This is a genomic window from Bacillus cereus group sp. MG1 (genome assembly GCF_040460035.1).
In the GTDB taxonomy this organism is placed as follows: Bacteria; Bacillota; Bacilli; order Bacillales; family Bacillaceae_G; genus Bacillus_A; species Bacillus_A cereus.
Map to the genome: position 1 here is coordinate 1,017,844 of NZ_JARVGY010000001.1, position 17,140 is coordinate 1,034,983.

A 17,140-nucleotide genomic window follows, 5' to 3' on the forward strand; every position below is an offset into this window, starting at 1 on the left:
ATAGACACGCACCCCTTATGTAAAGGCTTTCTTTATTACGGAGTAATTTTCTTTAAATACCCTTCTAACTGTTCTTTCGTTTGTTCACCTATAATTTGCTCCACTACTTTTCCATCTTTATCAATCAAAAAGCTTGTCGGTAATGGACCTACTCCATATGTTCCTATAATCTTTTGTCCTTTATCAATGGCAACTGGGAATTTCAAACCATACTGGTTCACAAAGTTCTTTACTGCAATATCCGTTTCATCTGCATCTAACGCTATGATTTCAACACCTTTTTCTTTATACTTTGGATATAATTCATTCATATAAGGCATTTCTTTTTCACAAGGTTTACACCACGTGCCCCAAAAGTTTAAAAATACACCTTTTCCCTTTAAATCTTTTAGTTCAATTTTCTTCCCTTCTAAATCCGTCACAACAAAGTTAGGTGCTTCTTTTCCGATTTGCATTTTCTCTTTATTAGCAAAGAATCCTTGATAAAGGGTAAATCCTACAGCACCACATAAAATGAGTAGAATAATAACGCGAAATAATAAGCGATTTTTCTTCATATTACTTCTCCTCTCCTCGATAAATGTTATGTATTATCTTCTGTAAATGTTGTATTGAATAAATCACCAGCAGAGCACTCCACTGGTGAATTTTTAACTCTATAGCTTATCTTGGCTTTGTAGAAGCAAGCGCGCGTAATTGTTTCACCTCATGTGGTGTCAATTCTCTCGCATCACCAGGTCGCAGGCTTCCTACTTCTAAGAAAGCATAACGTTCACGTTTTAATTTCACTACTTTACAGTCTAACGCTTCAAACATACGACGTACTTGACGATTACGTCCTTCATGAATTGTTAATTGTACAATAGCCATCTCTTTACGCTTGTCCCAAGAAATAATTTTCACACGTGCTGGTGCTGTTTTACCGTCTTCTAACGTAACACCGCGTTCTAACATGCGAATTTTCTCACCTGTTAATGGCCCTTTTATTTTTGCAACATATGTTTTTTCAACTTTATATCTAGGATGCATTAATACGTTTGCGAAGTCCCCATCGTTTGTCATTAATAATACGCCAGACGTATCATAATCTAAGCGTCCGATTGGGAATAAACGTTGTGTAATTTCCGGGAAAAAGTCCGTTACAACACTTCTTCCTTTATCGTCTGATACACTGGAAATTACGCCAGTTGGTTTATATAGTAAAAAATAAACAGGTTCTTCTTTTTCAAGAGGGATGTTATTTACTTCTACTTTATCTTGAGGAGTTACTTTTGTCCCTAACTCCTTCACTATTTTTCCATTAACTTTCACTTTTCCTTGCTGAATTAATTCCTCAGCCTTTCTTCTCGATGCAATACCTGCTTGCGCAATCACTTTTTGTAATCGTTCCATTTCTTTTTTTCACCTCGAATTTATCTTACCTTACATTAGAAAGACTTGGCAACCGCATACGCTTTACGGCTATTCGCTTCATCTTACTTAAACAACATAGCGATGATAATAAACATATAAAGGTCAAATCATGTTTTTACCCTTTATTATTGTCCATATTTTTCATATTTCTCACAATAAAAGTTCATCATTTTGTCAAAAATACCACATAAAAAAACCACTATTAAGCTACACCTTAATAGTGGTCGTATACGTATTATAAGCGAAATAGCGTAAAAAATGAATAGTATTACTGAAACAATAAAGAAACGAACACAATTGAGCATATAATCCCGATTAAATCTGCAAAAAGTCCTACTTTTAGTGCATCCCCCATTTTTCTGATCCCAACCGCTCCAAAATATACAGTTAAAATATAGAAAGTCGTATCTGTACTCCCTTGCATCGTAGAAGCCAATCGCCCAATAAACGAATCTGGCCCATATGTGGCAATTAAATCGGTCGTAATACTTAAACCAGCAGAGCCTGAAATAGGGCGTATAAGTGCTAGTGGAACAATTTCTGCTGGAACATGGATCAAATCTAACATTGGCTTCATTACCGATATCATTGCGTCTAACGCACCTGAAGACCGGAATATAGAAATAGACACAAGCATTCCAACCATAAACGGTAAGATGGAAATTGCAATTTGAATCCCTTCTTTTCCTCCCTCAACGAACGATTCATACGTCGGTACTTTCTTTATTGTGCCATATAAAAGGATAAAACCAATTACACAAGGAATTACCCATAAGGAAATTGTATTTACAATACTCATTTTTTCCGCCCCTTTCTACTCCTTCTTCGGTAAAAATAGCGGTCAATCCAAATTGCTCCAATCATAGAAAGTACTTGTGCAATAAATGTTACCCCAACAATTTCAGTAGGATTCGCTGATTCATACGTCATTCGAATGGAAATGACTGTCGTAGGAATTAATGTAATGGCTGATGTATTTAATGCTAGAAACGTCACCATAGAACGGCTCGCCGAATCCTTCCCTCCATTTAACTCTTTCAGTTGTTCCATCGCTTTAATACCAAGAGGGGTTGCTGCATTACCTAGACCAAAAAAGTTTGCCATCATATTTGATAGAATAAATCCCATAGACGGATGATCCTTTGGTATTTCTGGAAACAACCTTTTTACTATCGGCATAAAAAGTGTAACTAATTTTTTTAACAATCCGGCTTCCTCTGCAATTTTCATTAAACCGAGCCAAAATACTAAAACACTAATAAGTCCTATACAAATCGTTACCGCATCTTTTGCTCCGTCAAATACAGCTTTATTCACTTCTTCCATCGTTCCATTTATCATGGCGTATACAATCCCAATGACAGCCATCGCTACCCATACGAGATTAACCATCGTTCCCAACACCTATCATGTAAGAAAAAATTTCTTTCACATTATTCCAGTAAAGTCCCGTTGTAGCTACTAACTTCCGTTTACTATAAAATAAATTCCGTTCTCCAACTTTCTCATTACCAACATAAATGTCTGTCTTCCCAACCTTTACTCCATCCGTAAGTTTTATACTTTTATGGAGTTCAACTTTTAATACTACGTTCTTTTTTTCTTCTTCAGTTAACGGTACCGAAAAACTATTTTTCGTATAAACATGGTTGGCATACTTCTTTTCATTTATTTCAGCAATTGCTCCTTGTCCTAAAACTTTCGTTTGTTTGAAACGTTCAAAACCTTTATCAAACAAATTCATATGATCATCCCAATCACTAGAGGCACTCAAAGTTACGACAATTAAATCTAGTCCATCTTTTGATGCCGTTGTCACAAGCGTTCGCCCAGCTTTCTTCGTAAAGCCTGTTTTTCCTCCTGTTGCAAATTCATAATAAGACGTTACCAGCTTATGTTTATTTTTCCACGGGTAATCCCAAGAATCTGATTTATATGTTTTGGTTCCAAAGATTTTCTTAAATGTCTCGTTTCCCATTGCATATTTCGTTAATAATGCCATATCGTAAGCCGACGAATAATGTGATCCATCTCCATCTAAGCCATGAGGGTTTGAGAAGTGCGTATCTTTCATTCCAATTTCTTTCGCTTTTTGATTCATTAAATATACGAATCCATCTATACTCCCACCCACACTTTCAGCAATTACTTGCGCTGCGTCATTACCAGATCTAAGCATGAGTCCGTATACTAAATCTTCTAACCTCACTTTTTGTCCAGGCTTTAAATAGATTGCCGATCCTTCCACCCTCACCGCTTCATTACTAACTGATACCATTTCTTTCATCTTCCCTGATTCAGCAGCTAATAAGGCGGTCATAATTTTTGTTATACTAGCAATTTTTTGAGGCTCATGTTCTGCTTTTCCGTATAATACACGACCAGACTGTTGCTCCATTAATACAGCATTTCGAGCACTGACATTGCTGTTCATCTTTGCATATGTAGGAATCGGCATAACGCTTGCATACATCATAAGAAGCGTAATGATTACACAAATTCGTCTCATATTTCCCCCCACGTCCTTTTGGCACTTTTTGTACAAGTGTATGCTTGGCCTTTTAAAATATGAACGAAATCTTCCTTCTACTTCCATTAAAAAAGACGCAGAGAATTTGCGTCTAATATGGTGTCCATTCAATTTGTTTCGCAGTTTCAAACCTTTTTTCTACATCAGGCCAATTTACAACATTCCACCAGTTTTTAATATATTCATCTTTTCGATTTTGGTATTGTAAATAATACGCATGTTCCCAGACATCTAGTACAAGGAGCGGTATCGTATCCCATTGTGTAAATAATTGATGAAGTGTACTTTGCAAAATTTCTAACCTTCCAGACCGGGGTACCCAAACGAGAATTGCCCAGCCTGAACCTTCTACTTTAGAGGCCGCTTCTGTAAAATGTTTTTGGAAACGTAAAAAGCTCCCAAAATCTTGTTCAATTTGTTGTGAAAAAGCTCCTCTTGGACTTCCACCACCGTCTTTTTTCATGTTATTCCAAAATATCGTGTGTAAGTAATGACCTGACCCATGAAAAGCCGCTTCCCTTTCCCAATGCTTAATTAAATCAAATTTATTTGTTTTTCTCGCTTCTTCCATCATCTTCTCTGCTTTATTTAACCCTTCCACGTAACTCCGATGATGTTTATCATGATGTAACATCATAATTTCTTTAGAAATATACGGTTCTAATGCATTATACGGATAAGGTAATGGCGGGAGTGTATGTCCTCCAATCGGGACAGCTCGTTCACTATCCCCTCTTTCATATAATTCATATTCCTCTTCTTCTTGCATAAATACTTCCTGCAAGTGATGCTGAATATGTTCTACATCATCGCTTATTTCATACATAAACTCTGCATCTGTTTCATACTCATGCTCTTTCATACGCTCTAATAACGTCTGAATTTTATAGGCAAGCATATGGACATCATACACTTCCATTGCGCGGCTATCTAATACGTGAAGAACACTTTCACACCAATTTTCTACTTCATGAAAGTAATCTGTAAATACACCTTGCTGATTCATGTTGCACCTCCCTAATGCTATCCACTTAACTATATTCAATGAAAATCCCTTATATAACTGTACAAAAGGAAAAGAAGCTAAGTAACCTTAGCTTCTTTTCCTCAATCAATATTTGTGTAACATCTTTGTCTGATAATCCGTCTCATAATATTCTAGTTCTTCACGCATCAATTGAAATTTACCTTCTAAACTCTTCATCACTTGCTCCAAAGATGCAGGTGGTGTTTGTTGAAAAACGATAGAATTTTTCCCTGTATATGCAGACCGACTATTTTCATACCAATGATCACTCTTCGGTGAAAAAAACTCTGCAATTACTTGATGGTAAATCTTATATAAAATTTTTTCAGCTGCTGTTTTTCGAAATGGCTGGCTATTCAACAAAACAAAACATGCATCCTGTCCTTCTTCGCAAAAAACGAGAAGTCGTCTCATTGATGCTAATACCCCTTTATAATATTGCTCATTCCCTGCTGGTGTTTCCTCTAATAAAGAAGGTAACGTATGATAATTTACATAATTGGTTATCAAATTAATAGCATCTTCTAAAAATATAGAAACTTGTTCTGTTTGATTTTCAACCATCAAATTAGACATTTTTCTCTCTCCTTTGCCATTTCACGCTATTTCTACTCTTTTATTTTTATGTAATTCAGCCAATATTTCTTGTACTTTCGACACCGTTCCCTCATCAAAATATTGTTGAAATTCTTCCATATTATTTAAATACAAACGTTTTTGCGCACGAAGCTCCTTATCTTTCACTAAACAACATATCGCTACAATATCACGCAAATATATGTTTTGTTCTTCTACTTTATACACTGGATTTCCTTCAAAAGGAGTAATTTCTTGTAAAACTTCTTCAAAATATCGAACGTATAAAACCGAAAAAGTTTTCTCTTTACCATTTAATATATATGTCACTTCAGATCTGTTAAAAAAATCTTCTGATGTATTAGGTTTCGCTTTTTCTAACTCATATCCTACGTAACCTTTTATAATCATATACTCCCCTCCCCCTCTTTCATCTTATTCTAACTTAATTTTCTGACAAACAAAATATTCTTTTAAATATACCTATATAAAAAATAGCTCGCCTATACAGGAATTTACCTTTTTATTTTTCTTGAAGTTTGTCATAATAATATTATTGTCTCAGTTTTCTTATACAAGGAGAGTTGTATTTATGTCGTTTTCATGGAAACGTTTCTTACAAATCGGGAAAATTGTCTTCCCATTTGTTGTATTAACAATTGTATTCTTTCAAGCAAAAAAAGAATTAGCGGGCATTTCTTTTTTAGAAGCGATTGATACAATTAAAAACATTCCAACTGGAGGAGTCTTTTTAGCAATTACACTTGGTGCATTCGCTGTATCAACAATGTTCTTTTATGACTATGTTATGCTTCGTTACTTAAAAGCTGATATCCCTGTCCAAAAGATTTTCCGTATCTCGTGGATTGCTAATACTTTAAATGGATTTATCGGGTTTGGTGGTCTTGTTGGAGCCGGCGTACGCACAATGCTTTATCGTCCATATATAAAAGAAAATGGAAAACTTATTAAAAGTATCGCTTGGATGACAACTGCCTTTATTAATGGATTAGCCATTCTTTCATTTCTTGGTCTCATCGGAATATTAGACACGAGATTTATTTTGCATGAAAAACCATGGCTATGGCCTGTTCTTATCTTCTTCGCTCTTTTCGTCCCTATATATATCGGATTTTCTAAATTAAAAAATAGAAAAGCGATGCAAACAGAGGAACAAGAAGAAGAGGAGAAAAACCCAACTGTTTTATACTCATTAGTTTCATTAGTCGAATGGGTATCTGCTGGTATTGTTATGTACGTCATATTACTATTATTTGGCATTGAAATCGAATTCCAAAAGTTTTTAGGCGTATATGTTATTGCTGCTTTAGCTGGTGTCGTTAGTCTTGTTCCTGGTGGCCTTGGATCATTTGATCTTGTCTTCTTAACTGGGCTTGGGCAATACGGCATCGATACAGGTGTTTTACTCCCTGCTATGTTATTATATCGTCTCGTCTATTACATCTTGCCCTTCTGCCTTGGTCTCATTTTTGCAGCTTTTGAAATGACAGGAGTAGCCATTAAAAAGTTTGAAGATAAACCTTTTATTGCGCCTGCATTAGAGACAACTGGTGTTATATGGACTTTGCAGCGTGACTTTCTAGGAAAGTTAGGTTCTTGGGCATCTGCTGCTTTAACAGTATTTGCTGGCTTAATGGTTATTTTATCAACCATTCTACCGACAAGTATAAATCGGGCACACGCCTTACATATTCTAGCTCCAAAACATCTTATTCAATTTTCTTTTAGCTTATCGCTAACATTCGGTATTCTCCTCCTCATTCTTTCGCGGGGGATATATTACGGAACAAAACGTTCTTATTATATGACGATTGTTTCTTTAATTGGAGCGGCTATTTTTAACACACTAAAAGGAATTGATGTTGAAGAAACTTTTATTTTATTAATCGTACTCGCTGTATTGTATATGCTTCGTAAAAGGTTTGTACGTGAGAAAATGGAAGTCTCACTTTCCGATATCGTAAAAGTTTTTATATTCCTACTTGTAACGTTATATTTATATAAAAACTTAGGTATTTTATTTGCAGGTGCAAAAGAAGCTTTCAAACCTGATTTTGTCGTTCGTAATATTACACAAGTGAAACGAAGTGCATTAGCAGCTGCCTTTTTTGTTCCTACTTTTTTACTAATTGGTTCACTCATTGCAAATCGTTATCGAAATGAATTTCCCGGGCAACCAGCTAATGATAAACGATTACACAACTTCTTAGATGAACATGGTGGAAATGTACTTAGTCATTTAGGTTTTTTAGGAGATAAACAGTTCTTTTTCAGTAGTGATGGAAAAGCACTCATTCTCTTCTCAATAACTGGAAAACGACTTATTGTACTAGGTGATCCAATTGGGGACCCTTCCTCCTATCGTACTGTATTGCAAGAGTTTTTAGCTGAGGCTGATCGATTTGGATACATTTGTGTATTCTATCAAATTGAAAGTAAATGGATGAGTTTATACCACGATTTTGGTTATAACTTCTTTAAGCTTGGTGAAGAAGCTGTTGTTGATTTAAATACCTTTACAATAACAGGAAAGAAACGCGCTGGCATGCGAGCTACTTTCAACCGTTTTGAAAGAGAAGGCTATACATTCTCTATTCATGAGCCACCTTTCTCCGACGAATTATATGAAGAGTTAAGAAAAGTTTCAGATGCATGGCTTGGTGGAAAAAAAGAGAAAGGTTTTTCACTCGGATACTTCGATCGTGAATATATTAGTCGCGCTCCTATCGCAACATTATCTGATGCGGATGGAAAAATTATTGCATTCACAACATTCATGCCTGTATATCAAAACGGATCATTATCTGTCGATTTAATGCGATATTATCCAGATGCGCCTAGCGGCATTATGGACGCAATTTTCATCCACTTATTCCAGTGGGCAAAAGAAAATGAATACCACTCCTTTAATATCGGTATGGCACCACTTTCAAATGTTGGTTTATCCACACAGTCTTTCTGGTCTGAACGAGTGGCTGCTGCAATCTTTAATAACGTTCGTTATACGTATAGTTTCAGCGGATTACGACATTTTAAAGAAAAATATAAACCAGCATGGAGCGGTAAATATTTAGCATTTAGGAAGAATCATTCTTTACCAATTACAATGCTCTCTGTAACAAAATTAATAGGAAAAAGAAAAAACAGCTAAATTCTTAGCTGTTTTTTCTTTTTTGAACTTGTACAATAAATTCTTTTTCATACTTCTTACCATTTATATAGAAATTCCCCCACATTTTATACGTGCCCTCGGCAGGAAATGTAATTCGGTATTGTAATTGTTCATCCGTATCTACAGGCATAGCGTATAAAAAATTCTCCTTCGTTTCATCCACTATATAGAGTGACTCTACTTCTCCTCTCTCTGAATGTAATTTCAATTTTTCACCCTTTTTCGCTTGAAACTGAAATGTTAACGTAACTGGTTCATTCGGATGTAATGCACCAAATAAAAGAGAAACTTCATACTCTCCTATTTTTTTTGTAAGTACACTGTCGATTGGAAATTTCACTTTTTTCTTATTGTTCTCCTCTTTCGTTCTACCAAAATTCTTCCTAGCGAATGACTCTACGGACTTATTTTTGTCTTCGTATAAAAATATTGTATATTCTTCGTCTTTCGCTATTTTGGAAGATAACTTATATGACCCGTTCCCTGCAAATGTGGGTTTAATTTGTTGTATGTTTTTTAACTGTCCATCTACAATCACTGCCCGCATTTGATCATTTACACCACGAATTTCATTATTCTTGTTGTTTAACAACTGAAATACAATATCTACTTTCTCATTTCCCTTTCCATTCGAAACATCCCACTTTACTTCCTGAACATCTCCTACAGTCTCTTCGTTTTCTTGATATTTTTTTATGTAAAATCCTCCTGCCACAATAAGTACTAACGCAATAAGCCCGATGACAAGATTTTTCAAAACATCACCTACCATTTTTATTGTCTCTATTCATACAAAACTTCTTAAGATATATATTCTAGATTATGATTTATGAAATCCTCCTATTTTGCACATATTACAAATAATAAAAAGATTTTAATTGAAAGGATTCGTAGTGTATAATGCAAATGATATTGATTTCTATCAATACATTATAAGGAGGACTTTTTTATGAGTGTACATATCGAAGCAAAACAAGGTGAAATCGCTGAATCTATTCTATTACCTGGTGATCCATTACGTGCAAAATATATCGCTGAAACATTTCTAGAGGACGTTACTTGCTATAATAATGTGCGTGGTATGTTAGGTTTCACTGGAACTTATAAAGGAAAACGTGTATCTGTTCAAGGTACAGGTATGGGTGTTCCTTCTATTTCTATTTATGTAAACGAATTAATCCAAAGCTACGGAGTTAAAAATTTAATTCGCGTTGGAACTTGCGGTGCAATTCAAAAAGATGTAAAAGTTCGTGATGTTATTATCGCAATGACGGCTTGTACTGATTCTAATATGAACCGTTTAACATTCCCAGGATTTGATTTTGCACCAGCTGCAAACTTTGACCTTTTAAAGAAAGCTTATGATGCTGGAACTGAAAAAGGATTACACGTTCGTGTCGGTAACGTTTTAACAGCAGATGTGTTTTATCGTGAAAGCATGGACATGGTTAAAAAACTTGGAGATTACGGTGTATTAGCAGTAGAAATGGAAACAACTGCTCTTTACACATTAGCAGCGAAATACGGTGTAAATGCATTATCAGTATTAACAGTTAGCGATCACATCTTCACTGGCGAAGAAACAACATCTGAAGAGCGTCAAACTACATTTAACGAAATGATTGAAATCGCTTTAGATGCAGCAATTCAACAATAGTACACTAAAGAACTTGTCATACGTCTGGCGAGTTCTTTTTATGTGACTTTTTATAAATAACTACTTTATAAAGAGACAGATTTCTCCCCTCTACTTTCTTGTAACGTTTGTTATAATAAAGTGAAACTTTAATCAGTGGGGTTTTTTTCCATCCCCCACTGATTATTAGTTGAACCAATCGGATTTTACGGGCAATTGATCTCCCACTTAACTCCCTTGTATTCGCCGAATTTTGAAGTGGGAGTCTTATTGCCCGTTAAAGCGGGATAAAGAAATCATTTACAGTATTTCTCATAAGAGGTGACGCAGTGAAAAACAGAAGTATCGTCTTTAAACTATTTTTATTAACATCCACTTTATTTACAATCATATTCCTACTTTTTTTCCTAGGACAATCTCTATTTTTAGAGAAATTTTATATTAATAAGAAAGTAAAAACAGTCCAAACTGCTTTTGAAAAATTCGTAGATAATTATGATAAAAGTGATAAAAGTTATGAGAAGGTTAGAAAACTAAAACAAGAATTTCATGATAAAACAAATGCCGATATGCAGTTTTTAGATTCTAACGGTATTATTAAAAGTGATAACAATTACTATATCGATGTATTTAATCCCAACAATAATAAACAGTATTCCATTCCACTCAATAATCTTTTAACACCAGAAGAATATAATAAATTCGAAAATTTAGGTTTAAAAAAAGATGTAATAATCAATGTTGATGGAGTCGTGCAAGAGAATAATATAATCACACCACAAAAATTAGGAACGAATTATAATCAATGGCAAAACGAACATTTCTATTCGGATTTTCAATCAATTAATGGAAATCCTTCTAAGAATAGACTTGCGAGCCGATACAAATCTACAACTCGAATCGTCTTTACAGGTGTTATAACTAAGTTACAGCTCCCATCCAAAGCTGAGGTTCGCCTTGCAAATGATATTGAAACATTACAAGCCGTTCAATATTTTGCTGATATGATTAGAGAGGGCACTTCTAACTCGAACCAATTAAGTACTTTCATATTAGATGGCGGAGAAAATATAAAAAATAGTATCTTTGTAAAACCGATTATAGAAAATGGAAGGATTACAGAATATGCTTTTGCGATAGCATCTTTGCAGCCTGTTAATGAAGCGATGCTCGTTTTAAAAGATTATTATGTCTATGCCTTAATCATCGTGTTTCTCGTAATTATTTTGTTATCCTTCTACTACTCAAAAATTATTGTAAAGCCATTAATTAAAATAAATCGTGTTACAAAAAAAATGGCTAATTTTGATTTCAGCGAGAAATTACCTGTTACAGCTGACGATGAAATTGGCGGGCTTTCTGGCAGTATCAATACATTATCTGTAAATTTAAAAGATCAAATCGATCGATTAAATGTTGCTAATACAAAGTTACAACAAGATATTGAACGTGAACGTCAATTAGAAAAAACAAGAAAAGAATTCATTTCTGGCGTATCACACGAATTAAAAACACCGCTAAGTGTAATTAGAAGTTTTGCAGAAGGAATTAAAGATGGTGTTAGTAAGGATACTTCGTATTATACTGATGTTATTTTAGAAGAAACAGAAAATATGAACAGGCTGATTGTTGAAATGTTAGAATTAGCAAAGTTGGAATCTGGTACTTACAAACTAGATATGACGACGTTCTCAATCGGTGAATTAACGCAACAAGTCTACACAAAATTATTATTTAGCATGGAAGAAAAACATTTACAAGTGAACATCGATGCAGACCCTTCTATACTTGTTAAAGCAAATCGCAGTCGCATTGAACAAGTAGTTGTGAACTTACTAAGTAATGCAATCCGTTATACGCCAGAGAGAGAAAAAATACAAGTCTCCATTATAGAAGCAGAAAATACCGTAAAAGTCGAAATCGAGAATACAGGAAACCCTATCCCTGAAGAAAGCCTTGAAAAAATTTGGGATCGCTTCTATCGTCTAGATGCATCACGTAGCCGTCACACCGGAGGTACCGGTCTCGGATTATCTATTGTAAAAAACATTTTAGACCTCCATCATGCCGAGTATGGTGTGTATAATACGACTAACAGTGTTGTATTCTATTTCAATTTACAAAAAGTAAAAGAAGTCAAATAATTTGTCTTAATTTCACTAGGAGTTCACATGAAATTCACACTCTCCCTTTATAGTAAGAAACAAGTTAATCCTTTCCTTTACACATATAAAAGAGGAGAGTGCGTGAAATGAAACAAGCAGGACAACCTATTCAAAATGAAAAACAATTAGAAACTATCAAAAATATACTTTTACAATCTTCGAAACGTGATGGCTTATTATTCGTATTAGCTGTAAATTCTGGCTTAAAAGTAAGTGAAATCTTACAATTAAAAGTTAGTGATGTAATCGATGAAAATGAAAATGTTCGCCATTCCATTTTATTTTACAATGAAAAAGTGAAGAAACATAAATGGTTTGCTGTAAATGAAGACTTACAGCACGCAATCGAAGACTACATGAAAGAACGTAAAACTTGGAAACGTAATGAACCATTGTTAAAATCTCAAAAAGGAACAAAATCTATTACGAGACAACATGCATGGTACATTTTAAACAAAGCCGCAAAAGAAGTTGGATTAGAAGGGATTAGCTCACATACACTTCGAAAAACTTGGGGTTATTGTGCATACAAATCAGGTGTTGATATTGCGTTTTTACAACACTTCTTTGATCACAGTACTCCATCAAAAACTTTAAAGTATATCGGTATTGCTTAATAACTCTTATACATAAAAAAGGTTACCATTTTAAAATTTGGTAACCTTTTTTATATTTCATATTCTCTTTTCTTGTCTCTCCTATACTGTAGTGGTACTCTAATAATAAGGGGGAGAAATTATGAACACACTTACAATTGAATTACCAAAAGAAACGGCTGAAAAACTTGATTTATTAAAACAAGCTTATGAAAAGAAAACAGGTGCTTCTATCTCTGAGAGCACTCTCGTTCAAACACTTATCTCAAAAGAATTTATCCAAGCGATAACTCCTTTTGATTTACAACAATTCGTCAATGGAAAAGAACAGCATTAATCGCTGTTCTTTTTTTATCTCTATTTAAAATACACAAAGTTTTTTATATATTTTTAGAAAAACCATTGACAATGATAATGATAACCATTATCATTTATTATGAAGCCAACAATTGATGAATCAACCAAACGCTCAGTAACATTGTTACCCCTCTTTTTCATATAGAAAGGCACTGTACATTCCCCCTGTTTGTACAGTGCCTTTCTTGTTTATTATCATTCAAAAAAATTTAATTGCTCCGGCTTCGGCTCACCATATGTAATGTTCATCATTTTCATAAGCTGTTTCGCATTATCTGCTGCATCCCCACCTGAATTGTTGTTAAACAGTACGTATATATCCTTTGTTTTCTTTTTTAATTGCTCTAGTCGTTCAACCCATTCTTCGAGTTCTTTATTGTTGTAGCGATATAAACAGCGAACCGCTCTCCAATTTTCCCCTTTATCAAGCCAACCATGAACATTTCGACCGTGAAAACGTATTAATGCCATGTCTGAATTCGTAACCTCTAACACGAGTGGCACAGAACCTATCCCAGCCTGTGGTTCATCACAAATTGTATGAATCCATTTCTCCTGTTCTAGAAACTGTAACGTCTTATCTCTCATTTCTGGATAAAACCATGTTTGATTTCGAAATTCTATTGCACATGGTAAACCTTCCATTTTTTCTTTCGTATATCGAAGAAAATCTACATTTTTCTTTTTGCAATCAAACCATGGTGGATATTGAAATAAAATTGTTTTTAATTTATCAGCTTCTATTAAAGGAAGAATAGACTGTTTATACACATCAAACATCTCATCGAACGTAGAAAAAGGAATTTCACCTTTCATATGTCCTGTCATTCCTTGATACGCTTTTACGACAAAAGAAAAATCTTTCGGCGTTTCCATTGCCCATTTTATATAATTTCGTGCAGGTTGCATTGCGTAAAATGAACTATCCACTTCCACAATAGGAAAATACTCGCTATATGTTCGTAATTTATTTCTATTTTCATAGGGATTTATGTATAAAGAATCATGATCTCCCCATCCTGTCACTCCAATAAACAGCACATATACCTCTCCCTTTTAACTTCATCTTCAATTCACTTTCCAAACACTTTGCATCATGTAGCCTTTTCTTTAAGAGTATCCTTATAAAAATATGATATACTATATGGAAGAATTTTTAAAATGAGGGGTTATTTATTTATGCTTCCAAACGATGCTACTGTATCTCATGAAAAACGAATTGAAGAACTAGAAAATAAAGTACGTTTTTATGAAGAACTTGTGAATCAATTACCACATCATTTCACATACAAAAATCCACATATTGGTTTACGAATAAAGAAAACTAGAACGACTCATTCCATTCAAGAAATACCAAAAGAGAATAAAGAGGCTCATTTTCAACTTACTTGTGATTCATTATTTTTATTTGAACAACTTGAAAAACACTTTGTACATATTTTTGATGCCTTTTCACATCATGTAACCTTTATCGATAGTAAAGGGAATATTACTTTATGTAATCAAGTTGCTGCAGATGATTTCGGTGTGATACGAAATGATATTATCGGAAAACCGATTCAACAATTACTAAACTTGCCGGAAGAAAAAATTAAAGCAATTGAAACATTAAAAACGGGAACAGAAATATATAATGAAGAAGTTTTAGACAAAAACTATGGCATTATAAATAACCGAATTATTCGCGATTATAACGGGGAGATTTTTAGAGTTATTAGTGTCTTTCATTATTTAAATACAGAACGTGATGCTGAGAAGTTTTCGTTAGCAGGGCGAATCGCAGCTGGAATTGCACACGAAGTACGAAATCCTCTTACAACAGTACGAGGATACTTACAATTTTTACAAGAAAGCATTTCTCCATCAAATAAAGAGTTATTTAAAAACTTGCTTATCCCTGAATTAGATCGTGCAAATAATATTATTACAAAATTTTTAGCCATTTCAAAAACACGGGAATTTACAAGAGAACCGTTTCCCATCAATACATTTTTACGTGACTATATTCAACAGTTACTAGCTAGTGAAGTTTCCTTGCATAATATTTCAATTGATTATAACTTCTCTAATGAATTAGATGATATTTTAGTCAATATTGATCGACATGAACTTGTTCAAGTGTTTTTAAATCTATTTCAAAATGCCGTCGATGCTCAAGGCGACAAACCTCTTTCTATTCAAATTACTAGTTATCGCCTTAATAACTTCATTCGGATTACTTTCACAGATAATGGAATTGGTATTCCTCCAGCTATTCAAGAATATATCTTTGATCCATTCTTCTCAACGAAGGATTCGGGAACAGGACTGGGCTTGTCAGTAACAAAAAAAATCATCCAAAATCATAACGGCACATTAAAAATGACTAGTAATGAAGATGGTACAACTTTCACTATTTCAATTCCAATCTTACCTAAAACAACCCTTGAAAAATTAAATCAATGTAAATAAAGGACTATCCACGAACTACATGCCAATTGTTAAACACTCCCAACAATTAGCATGTAGTTTTTTATGTTGCACTTTTCTTTTTTACATTATATAAACCTTTCTCTATATCTTACTTATTTCTTTCTAGGTGGGCCAATTTCTTATTTTTTTAGAAATGGTAGTTTGTCCATCACGAATTTAGTATAAATTTCATTTTAATATATAGTAATGACTAATGATTCTATGAAAGAAAAGAATGAAAAGATGAACAATAAAAATAAAGGAAAAGTATTTTATGGTAATGATTGTTGCGAAGTCAGAGCTTGCAGTCATATTAACATTTCTAAGTCCGAACTTACAGAATTCGTTAGACTTCTTCAAGCTCTTGGCCAAGCTATTCTAGTTCAATATGGATTTGGTTGCCTAGGCGGAGGAACTACGGGGACTACTGGTGCTCAAGGGCCTCAAGGCGCTCAAGGACCTGCGGGCGATACAACTGCGACACTATCTGTCTTCCGAATTTACTAACCACAATTTCCGAAAATATTTTGGGAGGACTAAGCACATTTATAAGTAATAGATGTGATTTTGATTGTCTATTAAATCTCTCTTTTAATAAAAAGGAGCACTTGTTTGGGAGGATAAGTGCTCCTTCTTTACGTTTCTTTACCTCAAATTTACTCTATCTTAATCCTCATTTTGTATGATAAATAATGAAGTCAAAGATATGAAAGAGGGATGAAAAATGAGAGTTATGTCACCGATACGCATTTGGATTGCTCTTATGGTATGCATTATTTTATGTGTAGGATTTTTTTTAACTCTAAAATATTCCACTATTTCAAAAGCAGATAGAAAAACTGTTCCATACAAAATTTTGTATACGAAACAAAGCAACATCCCTTATTCCAATGCAACAAAAAATGAAAAGAAAGTTATAACGGGAATGCTTATTACGAAAGCTTCTAGTTCCGAAGCGTTACTTCAAATTGCTGAAACGATTAAAGATCAGTATACAAATAAAAAAATCGATGAAATTACACTTTCTATCCACAATGAAAATAATGGTAATTACGAAGAAGAATTACCTTACGAACCTATTAGTAAAGGAAAAATAATTGTCACATACGATTCTCAATCCTTTGGCAATACGAACATTATACTTAACGAGTAGTAACTAGTACGGAGAAGGGATAATTTCAATCGTTTAAAGTTTC

Annotated in this window: 18 protein-coding genes; 8 read left to right on the top strand and 10 right to left on the bottom strand. The window is 34.1% G+C overall.

Annotation, left to right across the window (positions count from 1 at the left end; all coding sequences use genetic code 11):
• Positions 1–35: 35 nt before the first annotated feature.
• From resA to QCI79_RS05145, 8 genes are all read right to left on the bottom strand, one after another.
• Positions 36–557: a thiol-disulfide oxidoreductase ResA gene (gene resA, locus QCI79_RS05110; RefSeq protein WP_000742194.1), complete on the bottom strand. Its 522-nt coding sequence runs from the start codon at positions 555–557 to the stop codon at positions 36–38.
• Between the two features lie 106 nt (positions 558–663).
• The gene (gene rluB / locus QCI79_RS05115) at positions 664–1,392 is read right to left on the bottom strand and encodes a 23S rRNA pseudouridine(2605) synthase RluB (protein ID WP_000440556.1); all 729 of its coding nucleotides are present in this window, start codon (positions 1,390–1,392) and stop codon (positions 664–666) included.
• A 289-nt stretch (positions 1,393–1,681) separates the two neighbouring features.
• A complete protein-coding gene (spmB, locus tag QCI79_RS05120) occupies positions 1,682–2,212 on the bottom strand; it encodes a spore maturation protein SpmB (RefSeq protein WP_000029514.1) in 531 nt (176 codons plus the stop codon).
• Positions 2,209–2,805 (bottom strand): spore maturation protein SpmA, encoded by a 597-nt coding sequence (gene spmA, locus QCI79_RS05125; protein ID WP_000247811.1) that lies wholly within the window; start codon positions 2,803–2,805, stop codon positions 2,209–2,211. The genes spmB and spmA overlap by 4 nt, the downstream gene beginning before the upstream one ends.
• Entirely contained in the window at positions 2,798–3,922 is a 1,125-nt protein-coding gene (locus QCI79_RS05130; protein WP_021728350.1) for a D-alanyl-D-alanine carboxypeptidase family protein, read from the bottom strand. Before QCI79_RS05130 ends, spmA begins: the two co-directional genes overlap by 8 nt.
• A gap of 112 nt (positions 3,923–4,034) precedes the next feature.
• Positions 4,035–4,949, bottom strand: a complete 915-nt coding sequence (locus tag QCI79_RS05135) for a superoxide dismutase (RefSeq protein ID WP_001075739.1) — start codon at positions 4,947–4,949, stop codon at positions 4,035–4,037.
• 105 nt (positions 4,950–5,054) lie between these two features.
• Positions 5,055–5,546 carry a YpuI family protein gene (locus QCI79_RS05140; RefSeq protein ID WP_000067556.1) on the bottom strand — a complete coding sequence of 164 codons (492 nt, stop codon included), beginning with the start codon at positions 5,544–5,546 and terminating at the stop codon, positions 5,055–5,057.
• 21 nt (positions 5,547–5,567) lie between these two features.
• The gene (locus QCI79_RS05145; protein ID WP_000584363.1) at positions 5,568–5,957 is read right to left on the bottom strand and encodes a hypothetical protein; all 390 of its coding nucleotides are present in this window, start codon (positions 5,955–5,957) and stop codon (positions 5,568–5,570) included.
• 181 nt (positions 5,958–6,138) lie between these two features.
• On the opposite strand from QCI79_RS05145, the gene mprF reads away from it, so the two are divergent.
• Positions 6,139–8,718, top strand: a complete 2,580-nt coding sequence (gene mprF / locus QCI79_RS05150) for a bifunctional lysylphosphatidylglycerol flippase/synthetase MprF (RefSeq protein ID WP_000010888.1) — start codon at positions 6,139–6,141, stop codon at positions 8,716–8,718.
• A 4-nt stretch (positions 8,719–8,722) separates the two neighbouring features.
• Here mprF and QCI79_RS05155 read toward each other — a convergent pair whose 3' ends face one another.
• Positions 8,723–9,511 carry a hypothetical protein gene (locus QCI79_RS05155; protein WP_000232610.1) on the bottom strand — a complete coding sequence of 263 codons (789 nt, stop codon included), beginning with the start codon at positions 9,509–9,511 and terminating at the stop codon, positions 8,723–8,725.
• A gap of 177 nt (positions 9,512–9,688) precedes the next feature.
• Between QCI79_RS05155 and deoD the strand changes: the two genes are divergently transcribed.
• From deoD to QCI79_RS05175, 4 genes are all read left to right on the top strand, one after another.
• Entirely contained in the window at positions 9,689–10,396 is a 708-nt protein-coding gene (gene deoD, locus QCI79_RS05160; RefSeq protein WP_000110707.1) for a purine-nucleoside phosphorylase, read from the top strand.
• 308 nt (positions 10,397–10,704) lie between these two features.
• The gene (locus tag QCI79_RS05165) at positions 10,705–12,519 is read left to right on the top strand and encodes a sensor histidine kinase (protein WP_021728352.1); all 1,815 of its coding nucleotides are present in this window, start codon (positions 10,705–10,707) and stop codon (positions 12,517–12,519) included.
• A 107-nt stretch (positions 12,520–12,626) separates the two neighbouring features.
• Positions 12,627–13,157: a tyrosine-type recombinase/integrase gene (locus QCI79_RS05170; RefSeq protein ID WP_000806236.1), complete on the top strand. Its 531-nt coding sequence runs from the start codon at positions 12,627–12,629 to the stop codon at positions 13,155–13,157.
• Between the two features lie 121 nt (positions 13,158–13,278).
• Entirely contained in the window at positions 13,279–13,473 is a 195-nt protein-coding gene (locus QCI79_RS05175) for a DUF3924 domain-containing protein (RefSeq protein WP_001094860.1), read from the top strand.
• Positions 13,474–13,688: 215 nt separating this feature from the next.
• Here QCI79_RS05175 and QCI79_RS05180 read toward each other — a convergent pair whose 3' ends face one another.
• A complete protein-coding gene (locus tag QCI79_RS05180) occupies positions 13,689–14,534 on the bottom strand; it encodes a DUF72 domain-containing protein (RefSeq protein WP_000897354.1) in 846 nt (281 codons plus the stop codon).
• Positions 14,535–14,672: 138 nt separating this feature from the next.
• Here QCI79_RS05180 and QCI79_RS05185 point away from each other — a divergent pair, with 138 nt between their 5' ends.
• The 3 genes from QCI79_RS05185 (at position 14,673) to QCI79_RS05195 (ending at position 17,097) form a co-directional block, all read left to right on the top strand.
• Positions 14,673–15,944, top strand: coding sequence for an ATP-binding protein (locus QCI79_RS05185; protein ID WP_000937240.1), 1,272 nt, complete (start codon positions 14,673–14,675; stop codon positions 15,942–15,944).
• A gap of 222 nt (positions 15,945–16,166) precedes the next feature.
• A complete protein-coding gene (locus QCI79_RS05190) occupies positions 16,167–16,451 on the top strand; it encodes a hypothetical protein (protein WP_002100864.1) in 285 nt (94 codons plus the stop codon).
• Positions 16,452–16,668: 217 nt separating this feature from the next.
• The gene (locus QCI79_RS05195) at positions 16,669–17,097 is read left to right on the top strand and encodes a hypothetical protein (RefSeq protein WP_001265589.1); all 429 of its coding nucleotides are present in this window, start codon (positions 16,669–16,671) and stop codon (positions 17,095–17,097) included.
• Positions 17,098–17,140: the final 43 nt, after the last annotated feature.